We start from the raw sequence: 22,030 nt of genomic DNA, 5'->3' as shown, positions 1-22,030 counted from the left end.
CAATAAACACCAAATTTAACAATCAGAAAAGACAGGGCCTGCGGATAGCATTGAAGGTCTGACGGAGGAAAGCCGTAAATAAAACTGAACAACAGGCGGACACCATTAAAATGCCCGCCTGTGAAGCCCCCTGCCCCGGGATTTTTGTAAAGCGGGCAGTACAGAGCGTATCTATAACTTTACAGTACCTTTATTAATGCCATATTCACGCAACTTGTTGGCAATGGCTGTATGGCTCAGGCCTAATTTTTTCGCCAGCTGACGGGTACTCGGGTAGGATGGATACAAACGTTTCAGCAGATCCCGCTCAAATTTCTTCACCTCTTCATCCAGCGTGCCGTCAAAGTTTTCATCGATGTACGTGACACTGGGTGCACAGGAAGGCAACTGAATATCTTCTTTTGAAATTTCATTGCCATCGAGCAACGACAGCGCACGGAATAAGGCGTTCTGTAACTGCCTGACATTTCCCGGCCAGGGGTACTGCTGCAGGAAATCCACACAGGATTTGCTCAGCTTGGCCGGCCGGCGTCCCAGTTTACTGCTGTGTTGCAAAATGAACGCCTCGGCCAGTGGCAATATGTCCGGTCTGCGTTCCTTTAATGACGGCATGACCAGGCTCAGTACATTCAGGCGATAGTATAAATCTTTGCGGAACACGCCCTCTTCCACCATCTGCCCGAGATCCCGGCCGGTAGTGCAAATGAAACGTACGTTTACCGCTACGGGTTTATCATCACCAACGCGTCTGAATTCGTTGTGCTCCAGTACGCGAAGCAATTTAGCCTGCAATTGCGGAGACATATCAGCGATTTCATCCAGCAAAATTGTACCGCCTTCTGCCAGCTCTAGTAAGCCTGCTTTACCCTCCGGTTGATTATATGCACCGGCTGCATAACCGAATAACTCAGATTCTGCGACACTGTCAGGTAACGAAGCGCAATTCAGTACAAGGAACTCACCTTTGTTTCTCCGGCTTGCCTGGTGACAGGCTTTAGCAATCATTTCCTTTCCAGTTCCGGTTTCGCCGAAGATCAGTACCGGCGCATCGAGATCGGCAATTTGTTTGGCATCGTTAACAACCTTTGCCATAGCCGGTGACCGGATGATGAAGTGATCGAAAGAATCCGTTTCAGTTTGATGAAAAGCCGTAAATTGCTGACCCAGGCGCATTTCTGATTTCAGGATCACCACCGCACCGGCAAAGATGGCACTGTTCTGACCATCCGGCACTATCACCGGCAAAATATCCGCCAGATAATCCTGCTGGATAAACTTCACCTTCACTGAAGTGGCCGCATTGTCCTTGCTCTCCATCCAGCGGTTAAAGTTAAACCCTTTAACCAGCTCACTGATTTCTGTGGACTCAATATCGGAAAACGGTAATTCAAGACCACTGATCACCGCTTCATTGCACATAAGTACACGACAGCGGTTGTCGATGGAAAATACCGGGTCAGGTAAAGTACGCAAAATGGCCGAAAGCTGATTCCGCTCCCGCTCGCCGGGCATATACGGCGTGGTTTTTACGTCATCAATACCATTGATCCTCCGGATTTTTGGCATGAGATGCTGAAAATCTTCGAATTCAAGATTAGGGAAATTGAGGAAAATTTTGCCCGCTTCATCGATTTCGATGCCCCGCAAATCGATTTCATGAGCCACCAGGATATCCAGGATGTCCTGAGTGATCCCAAGACGGTCCTGACAACTGATTTCTAAGCGCATAGTATTCTGTCATTTTTGTTGTAAATATATATTTACAGGATATCACAAAATACTAACATTGGAACGCTTAAATTTGTTTAACTCACCCGTCTGGGCGCAGGTTCAAACAGGGGGTCATAGAGGCCAAGCCGCATGGCCTGACGCACTAAATGCATGATGTCGCTTTCTGCCAGAGTAAAAAGATCATCGAAATCGGACAACTCATAATACAGCGGCTGCATAATATCGATGCGGTAAGGTGTACGCAGGGCATCCAGCGCATTCATCGGCACTTTCACAGGGGCATCGCTTTCCAGCGCATAAAGGGTTTCACCCGGCGATGACAAAATACCGCCGCCATAAATACGCTGCCCAACGGGGGTATTGACCAGGCCAAATTCAACGGTAAACCAGTACAGGCGGGCCAGATAGATACGCTCTTCTTTCGACGCATCCAGACCCAGCTTGCCGTAGGTATGGGTAAAATGCGCAAAAGAAGGATTGGTTAACAGCGGGCAATGGCCGAAGACCTCGTGAAAAATGTCCGGTTCCTGCAGATAATCGAATTCTTCCCTACTTCTGATAAATGTTGCCACCGGAAATTGCTTATTTGCCAGTAGCGAGAAAAAGGATGAGAAGTTGATGAGTGCCGGTACCGGCACGGTTTGCCAGCCTGTTGTTGCTTGCAGGATCCGGTCAATCTCACCTAATTGTGGTATGCGGTGCGCTGGCAGCTCCAGTAGTGCCAGCCCGTGCATATACTGTTTACAGGCTCTGCCCTGTAATAACGAATCCTGACGTTGATAAAGCTCAGACCAAATCTTGTTTTCTTCTCCGGACCAGGAGATCACACCGTTTTCGTCCGGTTGTCTGGACTGATAAGCAGATGACTTCGCCATAAAAAACCTTAATTGCTGTTACTCATTTTAGTCTAAGGAATTTATGACACTGTGGAAGTCTCAGGCTGATTCAGCCTGAGACCTCCGATGTAACATTAATTTTACAAATCAATATAAGCCACTGAATTATTGAAAGTAAATAAAAAGGCCGGTGACACTGATGTGTCACCGGCCCTCATTTGAGTTCTTTAACTACCGGTCTGCTTCTGCCGTCATTTTATTCAGAGCTGGCTGATTTCACGGTTTAACTGAAACTCTCTGGAGGTTACATATTTTTCCATTTTGCGCAGACGCAATTCTGATTCTTTGAACCTCGAGGCGATATCATGCACTGCCTGCTTCGGTGGCTCACCGGCCTGCCAGACTTTCGTCTTTACCGACACCTTGCCGGATTGCTCGTGCTGCTGTGCGCCGGTACTGCTGTTTGTCCAGCCTTTACCCTGATGCCCTTTAAGCCGGCTTAACGGATCATCCTGTTGAGCAGAAACATTGGCAGGTTTCGGTTCCAGAATAAACCAGCAGGCAATGTAGCCGATGAACACGAAGGTACCGGCCAGCAGGAAAAAAGCGGACACAACCAGAATTCTGACAAGCCATCTTTCCAACCCGAAATAATCTGCTATACCACTGCATACCCCTGCAATTCTGGCATTTTCGGTATCACGATAGAGTTGACGGTTCATGCTCTGTCTCTCCACTGAGGCGCTTCACTATCAAGAATGGCTTCCAATGTTTTGATGCGGTCAGACATTTTTTCAGCCTTTTCCGCGAGTTCATTGATCGTTGCGAACTCTTCTGCGCTTAACCCCTGACTGACTTGCTTTTTACTGCGATAGTGCAGAATAAGCCAGATGGGTGCGACAAATATCAAAAACAAAAATAAGGGTACCAATAGCAATGCCAGTATTCCCTCGTCCATAACCATAACCTCCGATTTCTAGTGAGAACTGCCCACAAAGCCGATTGTCCGGCTTCCTGTGAGCAAGGAAACCGGCACCGGGTGCGCATTATTCTGCGCTTTTATTTTCTTTTATTTTAGCTTTTAACGCCGCTAATTCTTCGTCAATTTTATCGCCGGCTTCCAGCTCGGCAAATTCATCATTCAGCGTTTTCTTACCTAAGTCGTACGCTTCTACCTGAGACTCCAGGTCGTCGATTTTACGCTCATATTGCTCAAACCGGCCCATAGCAGCATCTACTTTACTGCTATCCAAAGTACGTTTCACTTCTAAACGTGAACTCGCCGTTTTCTGGCGCATGATAATCGCTTTCTGACGGGCTTTTGCATCGGCCAGCTTGTCCTGTAACTGTCCAACCTCATCCTGCAGTTTCGAAATCTGCTCTTCCACTACCGCCAGCTCTTTACCCAGAGCAATGGCAGCTTCTGCAGCTTTCTTACGTTCCTGCAACGCGGCACGTGCCAGATCTTCTCTGTCCTTACTTAAAGCCAGTTCCGCTTTGGCCTGCCAGTCCTGTGCATCGGCTTCGTACTTACTGATTTGTGCAGTAATTTCCTTTTTACTGGCGATGGTTTTCGCAGATGCTGAACGCACCTCAACCAGTGTGTCTTCCATTTCCTGAATAATCAGACGAACCATTTTTTCCGGATCTTCAGCTTTATCCAGCAATGCATTAATATTTGAGTTCACTATGTCGGTGAAACGCGAGAAGATACCCATATTCATTACCTCCAGCTCGTATGGAATCATGCAAAAGTGCATGGATTTTAATGCTCGTAGTTAATACGCATCTCTGTCTTAAGCTATTCAATATGCTTGCCAACTAGCTAAGTCTTTTTAATTCACTGAATTTATTCATTTTTTCTGAATTAAATTAATGTTCGATTCTGCGAAGTTTTTCATCTACACTAATTATTGGTCTAAATGACTAACAATTGAGGGACTAAATGAGTAGATTTCGCCAACAGGATAACTTGCTGGGTCAGGCCAACAGCTTTCTGGAAACACTGGAACAAATTTCCCAAATCGCACCACTTAACAAGCCGGTGCTGGTTATCGGAGAACGGGGGACGGGTAAAGAGCTTATTGCCGCCCGTCTGCACTTTCTGTCTCAGCGCTGGGATCAAAATTACATCAAGCTGAATTGTGCCGCGCTGAATGAAAATCTGCTCGAAAGTGAACTCTTCGGTTATGAAGCGGGAGCATTTACCGGTGCAGCCAAACGCCGTGAGGGCCGCTTTGAAGTCGCCAACAACGGCACCCTGTTTCTGGATGAGTTAGCGAACACCTCAGGTCTGATTCAGGAAAAATTACTCCGGGTCATTGAGTACGGTGAATTTGAACGTGTGGGCGGTACTAAAACACTCAAAACAGATGTTCGCCTGATAGCAGCAACTAACGAAGATTTACCCGCGCTGGCGGAAAGCGGCGAATTCCGCGCCGATTTACTCGACAGACTGGCATTTGACGTTATTACCATTCCACCGTTGAGAGAACGGAAAGATGATATTCTGTTACTGGCTGAAAACTTTGCCATTAATATGGCGAGGGAACTGGATATGGAATTATTCAGTGGCTTTACAGAGAAGGCCCGCCGCACCTTACTCGATTATCACTGGCCGGGTAACATCCGTGAGCTCAAAAACGTGGTGGAAAGAGCCGTGTACCGCTGCAATAACCCTCACCTGCCTGTCCACGAAATCATTCTTGACCCGTTTGAATCCCCCTTCAGACCAAAAGGTCGCATTAAGACTCAGGACAGAATTACCGCTCCCCAGCCGGCATCTGAAATCAACGGCATTCAGCCTGATTTACCCCCGCCTCCCAACGACGCTGTATTTACGCCGGTGCCCGAGGCTCCGCAAGCTCCGGTTTATCCGTTGGATCTGAAGGAGCGCTCCCAGCAATTTGAAATTGATATGATCAGGCAAGCACTTGAAGACAGTCAGTTTAATCAGAAAAAGACTGCAGAAAAGTTGAGTCTGACTTATCATCAGCTCAGAGGCTATTTAAAGAAATACAATTTACTGGATTCTTCAGCGGAATCTGTGGAGGCATAACGGTGCGACGGGGTTTTCGGTGGGCAACTATACTGGTCGCACTAACAGGGCTTCAGGCCTGCGATAAATCAGAGCAGGTTGCTTTTTACCAGTCAGGTATCATCTACTGTTCTGAAAGTAATCCGGTGAATTTCAACCCGCAAACCGATACTTCAAGCACCACCGCCGATGCCACCGCCCACCAGGTTTACGACCGGCTGATGGATTTCGATCCTGAAACCGGTCAGATTGTGCCAAACCTGGCCAGCAGCTGGCTGGTATCTGATGACGGACTTACCTATACATTTCAGTTAAATAAAGATGTGGAATTTCACACCACGCCTTACTTTACCCCGACCCGGAGCTTTAACGCCGACGACGTCATTTTCAGCATTAACCGCTGGCGGCTGGAGGCTAATCCTTATCACAGCGTGTCCGGTGGACGCTACCCTTATTTCGAAAGTCTCGGCATCGCTGCCAATATTGAAGATGTGAAGCGCATCAATGGCTACCGGATTGAGATCACCTTAAAACAGCGTGACAGCTCTTTCCTGGCGAACCTGGCGACAGACTTTTCCGTTATTTTATCAGCCGAATATGCTGATTTTCTGTTGAGCCGTGGCACGCCGGAGAGAATTGACTATTACCCTGTTGGTACAGGCCCGTTTAAATTTGAAAGCTACCGCAAAGACCACTATATCCGTTTTCTGCGCAACGAACATTACTGGGGTGAACAGTCGCTGCCGGAGGGCCAGACAAACACGGAACACCTGATTTACGACATCACGCCGAAGAGCTCAATCAGGCTTGCCAAACTGATCACCGGAGAGTGTGATGCTATCGCCTTCCCTGCCCAGACAGAATTGGAGGTAATCCGTAACCGTGAAGAGCTTGAGTTATCTGAAAAACCCGGTCTGAACATCGGTTTCTGGGCGTTCAATACCAACCGGCCTCCATTCGACAATCCGGACGTGCGTAAAGCGCTGGCACTGGCTATCGACAAAAATACCCTCCTTGAAGCTGTGTACTTTGACAGTGCCACACGGGCAAAAACCCTGCTTCCTACAGCCAGCTGGGCTTTCCAGAGTGATGCCGAAGACACCGCTTACAATCCGGTACTGGCGAAAAAATTACTCACTGAAGCCGGTATTGAACCGGGCTTTACCATGACAATTTGGGCAATGCCGGTGGAGCGCGCTTACAACCCGAATGCCACCAAAATGGCTGAGCTGATCCAGCGATATTTGTCAGCGGTGGATATTCAGGTGAATATTGTCACTTATGACTGGACCACGTTTCGCCGCCATCTGCGGGAAGGCTTACACGATAGCGTGCTGATTGGCTGGTCCGCAGACAACGGTGATCCGGACAACTTTTACCGGCCTTTGCTCAGTTGCGGCGCGATCCCGTCCGGCACCAATCGCGCAATGTGGTGTAACGAACGATACGATTCACTGATTAATGAAGCCCTGCAAACGCAAAATATGGAGCGGCGCAAAGCAATCTATGAAGAAGTGAACCGCTTGCTGTATGATGAATTACCCATCGTGCCTATTGCTCATGCATACCGGTATCAGGCTTACCGTAAAAATCTGAAGGGCATGAGTATTAATCCGTACGGTGGTGTACGTTTTGCCGGAGTGACGAAATCCCTGTGATACAAATTCTGATCCGCTATGCGACCCTGTTTATAACCACTATGCTCGTGCTGGCGGCATTGTCCTTCGCCCTTGCTTATTTGTTTCCCGGCGACGTACTGGTGAATCTGACAGGAATCACGCCGCAAAATGAGGCGCAGCGTGCTGCACTCATCCGCCAGTTTCAGCTCGATAAACCCTATCTGTTTCAATTTATCTATTATGTTCAGCAACTGCTTCAGGGGAACTGGGGGTACAGTTTTATATCCGGTCTGCCGTTAAGGCAGGAAATCGGTATCGCCATGCCCGCCACAATAGAGCTCAGTGCCTATGCGCTTTTTATCGCCATTTTTGTAGGTGTGCCTCTTGGCTGTTACGCGGGGTTACGCAGTTACACCAAACGGGATTACCTGATTAACTCAGCCAGTATGGTCAGTTACTCATTTCCGGTATTCTGGATAGCACTGGTTTTCATCTTGTTTTTCAGTCTGAATCTTGGTGTGGTACCGTTATCAGGGCGTGTGAGCCTGCTATTTGATGTGCCTCCGCAGACCGGCTTTATCCTCATCGACATCATCATTGCTGACAGTGTGGACAGCGGCCTGGCACTCAGCGATGCACTCATCCACCTACTCCTGCCCACGGTATCTATCGCGCTGGTTTCCACCGCCTCCATGGTCCGGCTGACAAGGCGTTCAGTGATCGACGTGCTGAAAAGCCCGTACATTGCAGCGGCTGAATCCCGCGGACTTTCCAAGCGGCAAATCTTTTTCCGCCATATACTGAGAAACGCTTTACTCCCCATTCTGCCACTGATGGCGATCCAGATTACGACGCTCATCACCAATGCCATGATTGTTGAAACCTTGTTTTCCTGGCCGGGTATTGGCAACTGGCTGATCCAAGCCATTTACCAGCGCGATTATCCGGCACTGCGTGTTGGTATGCTGGCAGTAGCTACAGTGGTGATCAGTTTTACAATTATGATTGATTTGTTTAACCGCTTTATCGATCCAAGCAGGGAAAAGTACGAACGTGGCACGGTTTAGTTTATATCAGGAAGAATCGCAGCCCTCTCCCTGGCAGCGCACCTGGGAAGAGTTCCGCAGCAGTCATGTGGCCTTTGCCGGCTTCATCGTGCTCGGACTGTTTTTTTTCGTGTCTCTGTTTGCGCCGCTGGTAGCGCCTTACGACCCGTTACAACAAAACATCGATGCCCTGCTGGTGCCGCCGAGCTGGGAACCGAACGGTACCATCTCTCACCTGTTCGGTACTGATGCACTGGGCAGAGATGTATTTTCACGCATTATGTACGGCTGCCGTGTTACCTTCGGTTCCAGCCTGATGCTGGTGCTTATCGCTATGCTGGCAGGTGTAACAATCGGCACCATCGCCGGCATGACCAGCGGTGTTCGCTCCAGTGTGATAAATCATACTCTGGATGCACTGATGGCCATCCCTACTCTGCTGATAGCCATTATTATCGTGGCCATTCTGGGTACTGGTCTCGTTAACAGTATGTGGGCAATTACGCTGGCACTTATCCCTCAGTTTATCCATCACACCCGCTCTTATGTGCGCAGTGAAATGAAAAAAGAATACATTCTGGCGTCCAGGCTGGATGGCGCCCGGCCTTTGCAGTTATTTTTTCACTCGGTGCTGCCGAATATGATTGAAATGCTGGTGGTACAGGGTTCACTCGCCTTATCCATTGCTGTCATCGACATTTCCGCACTGGGTTTTCTGAATCTCGGTGCACAGCCGCCCCTTCCCGAGCTGGGCGTAATTCTGGCAGACGGACTGGATGTGGCTTATATCGCGCCCTGGAATGTGGGCCTTCCCGGCCTGACGATATTTTTGATGGTACTGGCGGTGAACATTGTCGGTGACGGACTGCGCTCTGCACTTCGACGGAGGCTGACACACTAATGCCCATGCTCGATATAAAGAATATGACGCTTGAGATAGACAACGGGAATACCCGTGTTAAAGCGTTAGATAAAGTGAACCTGACCGTTAACAGCGGAGAAATCCGCGCGCTGGTTGGCGAATCCGGTTCAGGCAAGAGTTTGATGGTTCAGGCAATTTCCGGTTCACTTCCCCAGCAGTGGCGTATCACCGCTGACAGAATGAGCTGGAACGGCAAAAATATGCTGTCCATGTCAGCAAAAGAGCGGCGTGAACTGATGCGCCGGGATATCGGCGTGGTATTTCAGGATCCGGTATCAGCCATGGATCCCTCCACCACATTAGGTGAGCAGTTAGAGGAAGCCATCCCGGATGAACTGGTATACGGTAAATGGTTCTGGCAACGTAAGCAGGACCGCCGGAAAACTGCTATCAGTACTGTGCACAAAGTCGGGATTAAAAATCATAAGCACTATCTGAATGCGTATCCCCACCAGGTGCCTACCGACATTGGTCAGAAGTTCATGATTGCTATGGCGCTGATTTCACAGCCCAGACTGCTAATTGCTGACGATCCCACCCGTGGCATGGAAACGACCACGAAGACCAAAGTACTGAAGTTACTGACACGTCTGAATCAAACAAAGTCTTTATCCATATTGTTTGTCAGCCACGATTTGCTTGCCATCGCCAGTATGTCTCACACCATGACAGTGCTGTACTGCGGACAAACTGTTGAATCCGGCAAGATGAAACATATCCGTAAACGGCCGCTTCACCCGTACACCAAAGCTCTGCTGGACAGTGCGCCGAGTTTCAGGAATGACTTACCGCCTAAGTCAGTGCTGCCGGCACTGGACGGCACCATTCCTTCATTGCAGCACGTTCCCATTGGCTGCCGGCTGGGCCCGCGCTGCCCCCGCGCCCAGCGCGCTTGTGTCAGTACGCCCGGCGTGCGTCGTATCCATGACCACACTTACAGTTGTCACTTCCCACTGCACATGGAGAAGTTATGAGTGAGATCATGCATGTCAGCGGCCTGACATTCCGCCACAGTGATAAGAAACGCTGGCTGAAAAAGCCGGAAGTGTTTGCCTTAGGGCCTATAGAACTGAGTGTGAAGCGCGGCGAGACCATTGCCATTATCGGTGAAAACCGCGCCGGAAAATCCCTGCTGGCCAAGCTGCTGGTGGGTGCAGTGCCTGCCGATGAAGGCGAGATATTCCTCAGCAACGTAATGTATAACGCAGCCAAAAAGAAATCGACTAAGAGTTATAACGCCAGCAACGATATCCGCATGATTTTCCAGCACAGCAACGAAGCCATGAACCCCGGTATTCCTGTAGGCCGTATTCTTGATGAGCCATTATCGCTGAACACTGAACTGGATGAAACAGAACGCAAGAAAGTCATCGAAGATATTCTGGTTAAAGTGGGACTGCTGCGTGATCACTACTACTTTTACCGCCACATGTTGTCTGATGGTCAGCAGCAGCGTGTAGCCATCGCCAGAGCCATGGTATTACAGCCAAAGATTCTGGTCGCAGACGAACCCTTTGCCGCACTGGACCCTTCAGTACGCTCGCAGACGGTAAACCTGATCCTGAACCTGCAAAAAGAGCTGGGGTTGTCGTTTATTTTTATCTCACACAACTTAGGCATTGTGAGACACATTGCCGACCGGATCATCGTGATGGAAAACGGGCAGATTGTTGAAACCGGCAAAACGGAAACAATTTTCCGCTGGCCGCAACATGATATGACTAAAAAGCTGATCCTTGCATATCAGTCACTGGTGCCCCAGCAAACGTTGACCTGAGTGGTCAACGTTGCCCGGAAAGATAGTTAACCCACCAGCGCCAGCAGAATACCCGCTGCGACGGCAGACCCCAGTACACCGGCCACATTGGGCCCCATGGCATGCATTAACAGGAAATTATGCGGGTTACTCTGCAGACCCACTTTATTGACCACTCTCGCCGCCATGGGTACAGCACTCACCCCGGCAGCGCCGATAAGCGGGTTGATTCCGCCACCGCTCATTTTATTCATGAGTTTTGCCATCAATACGCCGGCGGCAGTACCGATAGCGAAAGCTATCGCACCTAAGCCGAGGATCCCTAACGTTTCCACCGTTAAAAATTTATCGGCAGATAATTTAGACCCCACAGCCAGGCCGAGAAAAATGGTCACAATATTGATAAGTTCATTCTGCGCCGTTTTTGACAGCCGGTCTACCACGCCGCATTCCCGCATGAGGTTACCGAAACAGAACATGCCCACCAGTGGTGTTGCAGAAGGCAGGAATAAAATGGTCAGAATGAGTACCGCCAGAGGAAATATGATTTTCTCTTTTTGCGACACATGGCGTAACTGCGCCATTTCAATTTTCCGCTCATCTTCACTGGTCAGTGCCTTCATAATAGGAGGCTGGATAATAGGAACCAGTGCCATGTAAGAATAGGCGGCGACAGCAATTGCCCCCAGCAAATCAGGGGCAAGACGGGAAGCCAGAAAGATTGCCGTGGGTCCGTCAGCACCACCGATGATGGCAATAGCACTGGCATCTTTTAATGTGAAGTCAAAACCGGGAATAAAATTTAGGGCAATAGCACCGAACAATGTGGCAAAAATACCAAATTGAGCCGCCGCGCCCAGCAGCAACATTCTGGGGTTTGCGATCAGTGCGCCAAAGTCCGTCATCGCTCCCACACCCATGAAAATCAGTAACGGGAACACGCCGGAATGAATACCCACTTCATAGATGTAATATAAAAGGCCACCCGGTTCACTGAAGCCAGCCAGCGGAATATTGGTTAACAGCGCGCCGAAACCGATGGGTAGCAGCAATAACGGCTCGAATTTTTTTACGATGGCCAGATATAAAAGCAGTAAACCCACTGCCATCATCACCAGTTGCCCGCCCTGAAAATGCGCCAGCGCAGTGCTGTCCCATAAAATTGATAATTTTTCCATCAGTTTAACTCTATCAGCGCCTGACCACTGGCAACACTGTCACCCTCTTTCACCAGAATACGGCCAGCTGTTCCGTCAAAAGCGGAACGAATTTCGGTTTCCATTTTCATCGCTTCAAGAATAATAACCACATCCCCGTTGGACACAGCATCACCTTCAGATACTAAAACTTTGAACACATTGCCGGATAACGGAGCATTGATTGCCTGTCCGCCAGCCGGTGCGGCTGTGCTGCTTTGAGCCGGTGCGCGCGCTGTTTCGGCCGGTGTAACACTGGTCAGCGTGCCGGATTCAGCCACTTCCACGTGATACACTTTGCCGTCTACTTTCACATCGTAACTTGAGGGCTGTCCCGCGGCGTTTGGAGCAGCAACAGGTGCTGTAGCCACTTCCGGCTCCTTGCCCGGCGCAGGTTCAAAGGCATCCGGGTTGCCGCGGTTTTGCAGGAACTTCAGACCGATTTGCGGGAACAAGGCGTAAGTGAGTACGTCGTCAACTTGCTCTTCCGCCAACAGGAAGCCTTTTTCTTTGGCCAATGATGCGAGGTCGTCAGTCAGGCTTTCCATTTCCGGCTTGATCAAATCAGCCGGACGGCAGGTAACCGGCTCACCACCATCAAGCACATGGGCCTGCAATTCAGCATTCACCGGCGCAGCAGTTGCGCCATATTCGCCTTTCAGTACACCCGCCGTTTCTTTGGAAATACTTTTATAGCGCTCACCGGTAAGCACATTCAGCACCGCCTGTGTGCCCACAATCTGCGAGGTGGGTGTGACCAGAGGAATGAACCCCAAATCTTCACGCACACGGGGAATTTCTTTCAATACTTCGTCAAACTTATCTTCTGCGCCCTGCTCTTTCAGTTGGCTTTCCATATTCGTCAACATGCCGCCGGGTACTTGCGCCAGCAATATACGGGCATCCACACCTTTGAGGCTGCCTTCAAAACTGGCGTATTTCTTTCTCACGTCGCGGAAGTAAGCGGCAATGTCTTCTAACCCCTCAAGCGACAAGCCAGTGTCTCTTTCTGTGCCTTCCAGAGCCGACACGATAGTCTCTGTGGCGCTGTGACCGTATGTCATACTCATTGAAGATATAGCGGTATCCAGCATATCAATGCCGGCATCGATGGCCTTCTGATAGGTTGCAGTACTCAGGCCGGTTGTGGCGTGACACTGCATGGCGATAGGTACCTGCACGGTTTCTTTCAGGCGGGTAACCAGCGTTTCACACTCGTAAGGTTTAAGTAAACCGGCCATGTCTTTGATACAAATGGAGTGCACACCCATGTCTTCTAATTTTTTAGCCATATCCAGCCAGCCGTCGATGGTGTGCATAGGGCTGATGGTATAGGACATGGTACCCTGAGCATGCGCGCCACAATCAATAGCAGCCTTAACTGCCGTTTGCAGATTACGAACATCGTTCATCGCATCAAATATGCGAAAAACATCTACACCGTTTTCATGGGCACGTTCAACAAACCGGGTAACCACATCATCAGCATAGTGGCGGTATCCTAATAAGTTCTGCCCACGCAGCAACATTTGTTGCCGCGTTTTCGGCATGGCTTTTTTCAGCGCCCGGATACGCTCCCACGGATCCTCCCCCAGATAACGGATACAGGCATCAAACGTTGCCCCTCCCCAGGATTCAACAGACCAGAAACCTGCATTATCGAGCTCGCCTGCAATGGGTAACATGTCTTCCAGGCGCATGCGGGTAGCCAGTAAAGACTGGTGTGCATCACGCAATACAAGTTCTGTCAGTGCCAGTGGCTTAGACATAAAAAATCCTCTTTAATGCTATTTTTGATTGTTTCTGTGCTGATGAATGGCTGCTGTGATGGCAGCTATGGTTTGCCCGCCTACGGCTGACTGAGCAGGTGCTGATGGCGTTCTTACCGGTGCAGCGACGTCTTCATTGCCTGGATAACGCCGGCAGTACCAGGCAATGGCTTTAACACCTGCGATGAGCAGTGCCAGAAAAGCGAACACAAATACCATGCCGGTTAACATTAATGTGGCAGCTTCACCAAGCAAACTAACTAACGAATCCGATGCCATGTCAGAACCTGTTTATATTGTGATGTGAGTATTAAGAATAAGTAACATGTTAAACATGCAGAAACAATGCGACTTCGGCCTTATATTCACCAACAAAAGCAACATTTTGCGATGAAAATCAGACAGAACACCGGACAAACCTGCACATGTGCTATGCATTCAGTGTGGGCGATATTTAAGCAATCGCAAGGTAGAAAAGTCAAAGAGGAAGGTTAAAACGAAAAAAGCCCACCTGATGGTGGGCTTTCCGGTATGGCGCGTGTGGAAGGATTCGAACCTCCGACCGCCTGGTTCGTAGCCAGGTACTCTATCCAGCTGAGCTACACACGCTTTAACTGTACTTTTACGTTTTACCGTAAAAGGTGGTGCTTTTATAAGATGGCGCGTGTGGAAGGATTCGAACCTCCGACCGCCTGGTTCGTAGCCAGGTACTCTATCCAGCTGAGCTACACACGCGCATTAAACTTATTGTTGGCCACCACGTCCAACCTTGAACAATGGCGGAGAGGGAGGGATTCGAACCCTCGATACCAGTAATAGGTATGGTTCCTTAGCAGGGAACTGGTTTCAGCCACTCACCCACCTCTCCGTAACAGTGGTGCGCATTTTACTGATACTCGTGAGGGAGTCAAACCCTTTTTTCAATAAAATGAATCGTATGCTGCCATTTTAAACAAATCGGATAAAAAGCCCGCTCTGTCATACCTCAGAGTCAAAAAAGGCCGGTTCAACCGGCCTTTTTCTATCGGGATTATTCGGTAACACTGTTACCCGGCTGCCCGCCTTTCTCAGCCTGTATACGCATGTAAATCTCTTCACGATGCACTGATACTTCTTTCGGCGCATTCACACCAATTCGTACCTGATTTCCTTTAACGCCTAATACGGTAACCGTTACATCATCACCGACCATCAGGGTTTCACCTACACGACGAGTCAAAATAAGCATTCGCTTGCTCCTGATCCTTTACAAATGAAAATATCCTTTAACCTTATGTCACTCGCCGGCACGACCCGACGGTAACGACAGTGATTCCGTGTTTTTGTGTCACTCCAAAAACTCACTGATTACCTTACAATCTGGATTATAGCTTATCTGACAAATATGCGTTAACCGAAGCCAATGCACTTGCCAAATTTTCTGGCTGACTACCACCGGCTTGCGCCATGTCTGGTCTGCCACCACCTTTTCCGCCAACCTGTGAGGCAATAAAGTTTACTAATTCGCCTGCTTTCACTTTGCCGGTAAGCTGTTTGGTCACACCAACTATCAAACTGACTTTCGCACCATCAGCCATACCTAGTACTACGATCCCTTCGCCGATTCGGTTTTTAAGATCGTCCATCATTCCACGCAACGCTTTCGACTCAACGCCTTCCAGTTCAGAAATTAACACTTTCACACCGTTAATTTCGATAGCCTGACCCAGCATGTCAGCGCCTTGTTGAGAAGCCAGTTTTTGCTTCGCCGCTGATAATGCTTTCTCAAGCTCTTTCGTTTGCGTTTGCAGTACACCGATACGGTCAACCAGTCCTGATACGTCAGTTTTCAGCAATCCGGCTGCGGTCTGTAATTGAATTTGTTGTTGTTGAACAAACTCAACTGCAGTTGCGCCGGTTATCGCCTCTATGCGACGAACGCCTGATGCGATACCACTTTCTGACACAATCTTAAATAAACCTATATCACCTGTACGTTTGACGTGAGTACCACCGCAAAGTTCAACAGAGAACGGACCCATTGTGACAACGCGTACTTTCTCATCGTACTTCTCACCGAACAATGCCATCGCACCAGAGGCTTTGGCTTCATCCAGTTCCATTAATTCAGTTTGCAGCGCATGGTTAGCGCGAATTTCTTCATTTACCCGGTTTTCAATTGTCAGTAACTGCTCTGCCGTCACGCCTTCAAAATGGGAGAAGTCAAAACGCAGGCGCTGTGCTTCTACCAGAGAGCCTTTCTGAGTGACATGATCACCTAAGATTTCTCTCAGCGCAGCATGCAGCAAGTGCGTCGCACTGTGATTTTGCTTCACGGCTTCACGATTGCTGTTGTCGATAGCCGCAGCCGCTTTTTCGCCTTTACGTATTTCACCGACAACCTTACCTTTATGCGCGAATGCATTACCCATTTTCTGGGTATCAGTAACAATAAATTCACCGTTAGCCACTTTAAGCACACCACGGTCGCCGGCCTGACCTCCGGATTCGGCATAAAAGGGCGTCTGGTCTAATACCACAACACCTTCCTGCCCGTCGGTGAGAGATTCACAAAATTGATTGTCATAAATAAGTTCGACAACGTTTGCCTCGCCTTCCACATCGGTATAACCGGTGAATGCTGTTTCATGTTCAACTTTCAGCAGGTCGTTATAATTGGCACCGAAGTTACTGGCTTTCTGAGCACGGGCACGCTGAGCTTCCATAGCTTTTTCAAAACCGGCTTCGTCAATTTTCACATCGTGTTCGCGGGCAACATCGTTGGTTAGATCAACCGGGAATCCGTAAGTGTCATACAGTTTGAACACCACTTCACCGGGAATCGTATCGCCTTCCAGTGAAGATAACGTGTCATTGAGCATGTTCATGCCCCGTTCAAGAGTCTTACTGAATTGCTCTTCTTCAACCCGCAATACTTTCTCAATAACAGGTTGCTGGTCAGCCAGTTCAGGGTAAAACTCGCCCATTTCCTTCACCAGGGCCGCTACCAGTTTGTAGAAGAAAATGTCTTTCGCACCAAGTTGATAGCCGTGACGTACAGCACGACGGATGATACGGCGCAGTACATAGCCGCGACCTTCGTTGCCCGGCATTACGCCGTCACATACCAGGAAGCCGCATGAACGGATGTGGTCAGCCACAACACGTAAAGACTTGTCTTCCAGGTCTTTAGCCCCGGTAATGTCAGCAGTCGCTTTAATCAGGTTCTGGAACAGGTCAATTTCATAGTTGCTGTGCACATTCTGAAGAATGGCAGAAATACGCTCAAGACCCATACCGGTATCGATAGAAGGCTTAGGCAGTGGTTCCATGGTACCGTCTGCCTGCTTATTGAACTGCATGAAAACCAGGTTCCAGATTTCAATAAACCGGTCACCGTCTTCTTCAGGCGTTCCCGGAGGGCCACCCCAGATGTGTTCACCGTGATCATAGAAAATTTCAGAACAGGGACCGCAGGGACCGGTATCACCCATCGACCAGAAGTTATCTGACGTGTTAATCCGGATGATTTTTTCTGCCGGTACGCCAATGTGATTCTCCCACAAATCAAAGGCTTCATCGTCTTCTGAATAAACGGTTACCAGCAGTTTCTCTTTTGGTAATCCAAGCTCAACAGTCAGGAAATTCCAGGCAAAGGAAATGGCGTCTTTTTTGAAGTAATCGCCAAAACTAAAGTTACCCAGCATTTCGAAAAAGGTGTGATGACGGGCAGTATAGCCAACGTTCTCCAGGTCATTGTGCTTACCACCGGCACGCACACAACGTTGTGAAGACACTGCACGGGAGTAGCTGCGCTTTTCTGCGCCAAGGAAAACGTCTTTGAACTGGTTCATCCCCGCGTTGGTGAACAGGAGCGTAGGATCATCTGCAGGTACCAATGAGGAACTCGCCACTGCCTGGTGGCCGTGACTTTTAAAGTAATCGATAAACTTTTGGCGTATGTCAGCAGTTGATAATGTCATTGAAATCCTAACTTCCTACTCTTGTTAACGGTGAACATCGGGAGCACAAATTTACTCTGATAAAATGGCTCGTCAGATGCTGGGAATTGTGGTGCACAAGTCACTAGATCGGGCATACGGCCCGCAGGGCGCAAACATATCATGGAACACGCGCCGTTGTTAAGGCATTCGCGGTTAATTTAGTCACCATTTACGGCGTATTGGATGTGTTCCTGAGTAAAGCCCCGGTAATTGAGAAACTGCATTTGCTTTTGTCTGGCTTTGAAGTCCCGCTCCTGCCCTTCGCCAAATTTCTTCTCTTTTACCTTCAGGGCTAATTCAAACCAGTCAATATCGGCTTCGCTCATCGCAGATGCGATGGTAGCGTCATCGAGTTTATGCTGCGCCAGCTCACGCTTTATTCTGGCCGGCCCCTGACCTTTCGATGCGCAGGCGCGAACGCGCATTTCGGCGTATCTGGCATTACTTTGAATATCAGCGTCGGTGAATTCCTGCAAAATAGCCGACGACAAACCGGCGTCGAAACCTTTCTGTGTCAGTTTTGTCAGTACCTCCACATGGCTGTGCTCTCGTCGTGCCAGCATGCGCGTAATCGCGTCGATAATGATTTTGCGGTCAGGGTCTGTCATGTTGAAGAATGTTTAATTTAGCTCTAATGTAAACGTACCGGCATTCATGGAAGAGTTCGTCGCAGTACAATGCAGTGACTAACCACGATACAGCAGTGAATTAAAAACGTGTTTACTGCGAAAGTAAAAATGAAATATACCACATCCTTTATCTCATCGATTAAAGACATTGATTCATCACAGTGGCAGGCACTTGCACGGGATGCAGGTCCTTTTCTGCAATATCCGTTTCTTGCTGCCATGGAAGCATGTCACTGCGTGGGTCCTGAAACAGGCTGGCAACCTCATCATTTGAGAGTCTGCGACGGTGATAAACTCGTTGCGGTGATGCCGGGGTATCTGAAAGAAGACAGTTACGGGGAATATGTTTTTGACCACGGCTGGGCACATGCTTACGATCAGCACGGGCTGAGTTATTATCCTAAGTGGATAAGTGCAGTGCCTTTTACACCGGTCACCGGCATTAGACTTCTGATATCCCCTGAGTATGAAGAAAGGGACATTCTCCAAGTAGCGGTGCCTGCTCTGAAGGCATTATCAGAACAAGGATGCTCTTCTTCCCATATTCTTTTTTCTCCATACCACAACAGCAAAAGCTGGTATGAACAAGGCTTTGCCCGCCGTTATTCCGTGCAGTTCCAGTGGTACAACTATGGCTATCAGACGTTCAGTGACTTTACCGCCGCACTGACATCGAGAAAGCGTAAAGCCCTGCGTAAGTCACGGGAGAAACTTGAACAGACCGGTGTTTCGCTGACAAGAATTACCGGTGATGCCCTCACCTCTGAACACATTGAATTTTTCATCCGCTGCTATCAGCAAACTTATTTAAAACGCTCCGGCCACACGGGATATCTGACTCCGGCTTTTTTTCGCCAGATCTTCAGCTCTATGGCATCGAATGTTTTGCTGGTCGTCGCCGCACAAGAACAGGAACCTGTAGCCAGTGCACTGTTTTTCTATGACGATAACGGGCTTTACGGGCGCTACTGGGGTGCGATGAAAGAGGTCGACGGCCTGCATTTCGAAACTTGTTACAATCAGGGCATTGCTTTTGCTGTTGAGCGTGGCATACCTTTATTCAACCCCGGCACGCAGGGCGAACATAAGATTTTACGTGGCTTTGAGCCCACCTGGTGTGTATCTCTTCACAAATTGTATGATGCAGATTTCCACCATGCTGTAGAACAATTTTTACAGCAGGAAACGCCACAGATTGCCTGTTACTTTCAACAGGCAGCCACTGTGTTACCTTTCAATGAAGCGATGCAAACAACACTAAAAACAACAAGTACAGCAGTGGTCACTCCGGACGCTGCAACAACAAAAAAGAGAAACGACAATGAAGTATAAATTACTCGCTGCCACCATTGCAGCGGCCTTAAGTTTAACCGGTTGTAGCAAGCCGGAACAAAACACCACAGCCTCATCATCAGAGTCACAGTCTGCCGTACAAAAAGGCAGTGCGGAACTGGGCAGCTTCGGCATCGACCTGACAGCCATGGACAAAGCCGTAAAACCCGGCGACGACTTTTTTTCCTACGCCAGTGGCACCTGGTATAAAAATTATGAACTTCCGGCAGATAAAACCCGCTTTGGTGCATTTAATGCCCTGCGGGATCGCAGCGAAGAACAGGTTAAAGCCATCATCGACGACCTGATGACCAGGCAAGATCTGAATGCTGAAGAACAGATGGTAAAAGATTTCTACACCGCTTATATGGATGTGGAAGGCATAAATGCGAAAGGTATTGAGCCTGTTTCGGATGTATTGTCGAAAATTCAGGCCATCGATAACCGTCAGGCACTGACAGAGGTGTTCGGGAATGCCTGGTTGTACGGCACAGCAACGCCTCTGCTGGGCAGCATGTGGTACAACCGTCTTGATCCCAACGAGTATCAGGTCAGTGTCAGTGTTGGCGGCCTGGGTCTGCCTGACCGGGACTATTACTTAAGTGATCAGGAACGCTTTGTTGATATTCGTGAAGCATACCTGTCTCATATCGAAAAAATGCTATCGTTTGCCGGTGTTCAGGACGCTGCACAGCAGGCACAACAAATTATGGACCTGGAAACCCGTATTGCTCATGCTCAATGGCCGCGGGAAAAACGCCGGGACCGTGATCTGACATTAAACCAGATTGAAAGAGCGTCTCTTTCCGATGCGTATCCGGGTTTTAACTGGGATACCTTTTTCGCACAAAGTGGCTTAAAAGTACCTGAACTGAACATCACTACCCCGCAACCCGTTAAAGATGTCATTACCATCATCAACGAAACGGATCTTGCTGTGTGGAAGGCGTATCTGACATTCCATACTCTGAGTGAAAATGCCTCTCTGCTGCCGGAAGAGATTTATCAGACATCTTTTGAGTTCTATAACAAAAAGCTGAATGGTCAGGAAGAACCGGAAGCCCGCTGGAAACGCGCTGTTGCACAAATGTCCGGTACGCAGTCTCTGGGTTTCGCGCTGGGCAAGATTTATGTCGACCGTTACTTCCCCCAGTCTTCGAAAGAGCAAATGTCTGAGCTGGTTGAAAACCTTCGCGCAGCGCTGGGCAAGCGCATTGACAACCTGGACTGGATGGGTGAAGAAACGAAAAAAGAAGCGAAAGAAAAACTGGCAGCTTTCCATCCTAAAATCGGCTATCCGGACGAATGGGTAGATTTAAGTGGTCTGGAGATATCTTCAGATAAGCTGGTGCAAAACATTCGTAACCTCCGCAAATTCTTTAACGCTAAAGATGTGGAAGCAGAACTTAAGCCGACTGACCGCGAACGCTGGGGCATGACACCGCAAACGGTCAACGCATATTACAATCCGTCATTTAATGAGATTGTATTCCCTGCTGCCATTCTTCAACCTCCTTTCTTCGATCCGAATGCAGACCCTGCTGTGAACTATGGTGCTATCGGCGCTGTTATCGGACACGAAATGGGACACGGTTTCGACGATCAGGGTGCCAAGTCAGACGCCAAAGGTATTCAGCGCAACTGGTGGACTGAAGAAGATCTGGCTTCTTTTACTGCCAAAGTTGACCAGTTGGGTGCTCAGTATGATCAGTATGAACCAATCCCCGGCAACCATGTAAATGGTCGTCTGACCATGGGTGAGAACATTGGTGATGTGGGTGGTTTGTCAATGGCCTATGAAGCCTACAAGCTGAGCCTGAATGGCAAAGAAGCCCCTGTCATCGACGGCTTCACCGGCGATCAACGCTTCTTCCTCGCCTGGGCACAGGTATGGCGTGAGAAACGCACTGAGCAAAGCCTGATTAACCAGCTCCGCTCTGATCCGCACTCTCCGGCCCGATACCGTACACAGGCGCCACGTAATCTGGATATCTGGTATAAAGCTTTCGACGTCCAGCCCGGCGATGCCTTGTATCTTGCACCGGAAGACCGCGTTCAGATCTGGTAACACGCTGACAAACATGCTCCTCCGCACGGGGGAGCAAAATAATCTCCTAATGCCCTCCAACAAACTATTTTCCTTACTACTTCCTCACACCTGAGAAACCAATATT

Annotated in this window: 19 protein-coding genes and 3 tRNA genes; 8 read left to right on the top strand and 14 right to left on the bottom strand. The window is 49.0% G+C overall.

Annotated elements, in window-relative coordinates:
• Window positions 1–171: 171 nt before the first annotated feature.
• From tyrR to pspA, 5 genes are all read right to left on the bottom strand, one after another.
• The gene (gene tyrR, locus ACXAGR_RS14210) at window positions 172–1,728 is read right to left on the bottom strand and encodes a transcriptional regulator TyrR (protein ID WP_474844698.1); all 1,557 of its coding nucleotides are present in this window, start codon (window positions 1,726–1,728) and stop codon (window positions 172–174) included.
• Window positions 1,729–1,805: 77 nt separating this feature from the next.
• The gene (gene phhA, locus ACXAGR_RS14205) at window positions 1,806–2,606 is read right to left on the bottom strand and encodes a phenylalanine 4-monooxygenase (RefSeq protein WP_474851067.1); all 801 of its coding nucleotides are present in this window, start codon (window positions 2,604–2,606) and stop codon (window positions 1,806–1,808) included.
• A 221-nt stretch (window positions 2,607–2,827) separates the two neighbouring features.
• On the bottom strand, window positions 2,828–3,289 hold the full coding sequence (gene pspC / locus ACXAGR_RS14200) for an envelope stress response membrane protein PspC (protein ID WP_474851066.1): 462 nt from the start codon (window positions 3,287–3,289) through the stop codon (window positions 2,828–2,830).
• Window positions 3,286–3,525, bottom strand: a complete 240-nt coding sequence (gene pspB / locus ACXAGR_RS14195; protein ID WP_303575340.1) for an envelope stress response membrane protein PspB — start codon at window positions 3,523–3,525, stop codon at window positions 3,286–3,288. The genes pspC and pspB overlap by 4 nt, the downstream gene beginning before the upstream one ends.
• 88 nt (window positions 3,526–3,613) lie before the next feature.
• Window positions 3,614–4,285, bottom strand: coding sequence for a phage shock protein PspA (pspA, locus tag ACXAGR_RS14190; protein ID WP_474851065.1), 672 nt, complete (start codon window positions 4,283–4,285; stop codon window positions 3,614–3,616).
• Between the two features lie 227 nt (window positions 4,286–4,512).
• Between pspA and pspF the strand changes: the two genes are divergently transcribed.
• Genes pspF through ACXAGR_RS14160 form a run of 6 tightly spaced genes read left to right on the top strand, consistent with a single transcriptional unit; the run spans window position 4,513 to window position 10,968 of the window.
• On the top strand, window positions 4,513–5,625 hold the full coding sequence (pspF, locus tag ACXAGR_RS14185) for a phage shock protein operon transcriptional activator (protein WP_474844694.1): 1,113 nt from the start codon (window positions 4,513–4,515) through the stop codon (window positions 5,623–5,625).
• A gap of 2 nt (window positions 5,626–5,627) precedes the next feature.
• Window positions 5,628–7,262: an ABC transporter substrate-binding protein gene (locus ACXAGR_RS14180; protein WP_474844693.1), complete on the top strand. Its 1,635-nt coding sequence runs from the start codon at window positions 5,628–5,630 to the stop codon at window positions 7,260–7,262.
• Window positions 7,259–8,290: an ABC transporter permease gene (locus ACXAGR_RS14175; RefSeq protein ID WP_119500621.1), complete on the top strand. Its 1,032-nt coding sequence runs from the start codon at window positions 7,259–7,261 to the stop codon at window positions 8,288–8,290. The genes ACXAGR_RS14180 and ACXAGR_RS14175 overlap by 4 nt, the downstream gene beginning before the upstream one ends.
• A complete protein-coding gene (locus ACXAGR_RS14170; protein ID WP_119500620.1) occupies window positions 8,277–9,170 on the top strand; it encodes an ABC transporter permease subunit in 894 nt (297 codons plus the stop codon). The genes ACXAGR_RS14175 and ACXAGR_RS14170 overlap by 14 nt, the downstream gene beginning before the upstream one ends.
• Window positions 9,170–10,165 carry a peptide ABC transporter ATP-binding protein gene (locus ACXAGR_RS14165; RefSeq protein WP_474851064.1) on the top strand — a complete coding sequence of 332 codons (996 nt, stop codon included), beginning with the start codon at window positions 9,170–9,172 and terminating at the stop codon, window positions 10,163–10,165. Before ACXAGR_RS14170 ends, ACXAGR_RS14165 begins: the two co-directional genes overlap by 1 nt.
• Window positions 10,162–10,968, top strand: a complete 807-nt coding sequence (locus ACXAGR_RS14160; protein WP_474844692.1) for an ATP-binding cassette domain-containing protein — start codon at window positions 10,162–10,164, stop codon at window positions 10,966–10,968. The genes ACXAGR_RS14165 and ACXAGR_RS14160 overlap by 4 nt, the downstream gene beginning before the upstream one ends.
• A 26-nt stretch (window positions 10,969–10,994) precedes the next feature.
• On the opposite strand, the gene ACXAGR_RS14155 is transcribed toward ACXAGR_RS14160, so the two are convergent.
• The 9 genes from ACXAGR_RS14155 to ACXAGR_RS14115 form a co-directional block, all read right to left on the bottom strand.
• Window positions 10,995–12,125, bottom strand: coding sequence for a sodium ion-translocating decarboxylase subunit beta (locus ACXAGR_RS14155; RefSeq protein WP_119500617.1), 1,131 nt, complete (start codon window positions 12,123–12,125; stop codon window positions 10,995–10,997).
• Window positions 12,125–13,912, bottom strand: coding sequence for a sodium-extruding oxaloacetate decarboxylase subunit alpha (gene oadA / locus ACXAGR_RS14150; protein ID WP_474851063.1), 1,788 nt, complete (start codon window positions 13,910–13,912; stop codon window positions 12,125–12,127). Before oadA ends, ACXAGR_RS14155 begins: the two co-directional genes overlap by 1 nt.
• A gap of 18 nt (window positions 13,913–13,930) precedes the next feature.
• Window positions 13,931–14,191, bottom strand: a complete 261-nt coding sequence (locus ACXAGR_RS14145) for an OadG family protein (RefSeq protein ID WP_474851062.1) — start codon at window positions 14,189–14,191, stop codon at window positions 13,931–13,933.
• 253 nt (window positions 14,192–14,444) lie between these two features.
• Window positions 14,445–14,521: transfer RNA gene (locus tag ACXAGR_RS14140), tRNA-Arg, on the bottom strand.
• A 49-nt stretch (window positions 14,522–14,570) separates the two neighbouring features.
• Window positions 14,571–14,647: transfer RNA gene (locus ACXAGR_RS14135), tRNA-Arg, on the bottom strand.
• 42 nt (window positions 14,648–14,689) lie between these two features.
• Window positions 14,690–14,780 (bottom strand) — tRNA-Ser (locus ACXAGR_RS14130).
• 162 nt (window positions 14,781–14,942) lie between these two features.
• Entirely contained in the window at window positions 14,943–15,140 is a 198-nt protein-coding gene (gene csrA, locus ACXAGR_RS14125; RefSeq protein WP_119500605.1) for a carbon storage regulator CsrA, read from the bottom strand.
• A gap of 136 nt (window positions 15,141–15,276) precedes the next feature.
• Window positions 15,277–17,874, bottom strand: coding sequence for an alanine--tRNA ligase (gene alaS / locus ACXAGR_RS14120; protein WP_474851061.1), 2,598 nt, complete (start codon window positions 17,872–17,874; stop codon window positions 15,277–15,279).
• 179 nt (window positions 17,875–18,053) lie between these two features.
• Window positions 18,054–18,503, bottom strand: coding sequence for a regulatory protein RecX (locus ACXAGR_RS14115; RefSeq protein ID WP_119500603.1), 450 nt, complete (start codon window positions 18,501–18,503; stop codon window positions 18,054–18,056).
• A 129-nt stretch (window positions 18,504–18,632) separates the two neighbouring features.
• On the opposite strand from ACXAGR_RS14115, the gene ACXAGR_RS14110 reads away from it, so the two are divergent.
• Window positions 18,633–19,856, top strand: a complete 1,224-nt coding sequence (locus tag ACXAGR_RS14110) for a GNAT family N-acetyltransferase (protein WP_474844688.1) — start codon at window positions 18,633–18,635, stop codon at window positions 19,854–19,856.
• On the top strand, window positions 19,846–21,924 hold the full coding sequence (locus ACXAGR_RS14105; protein WP_474844687.1) for a M13 family metallopeptidase: 2,079 nt from the start codon (window positions 19,846–19,848) through the stop codon (window positions 21,922–21,924). Before ACXAGR_RS14110 ends, ACXAGR_RS14105 begins: the two co-directional genes overlap by 11 nt.
• Window positions 21,925–22,030 lie beyond the last annotated feature (106 nt).

It is taken from the genome of Alteromonas sp. ABH4_457 (assembly GCF_056160625.1).
This window is presented reverse-complemented; position numbering and strand designations above follow the sequence as displayed.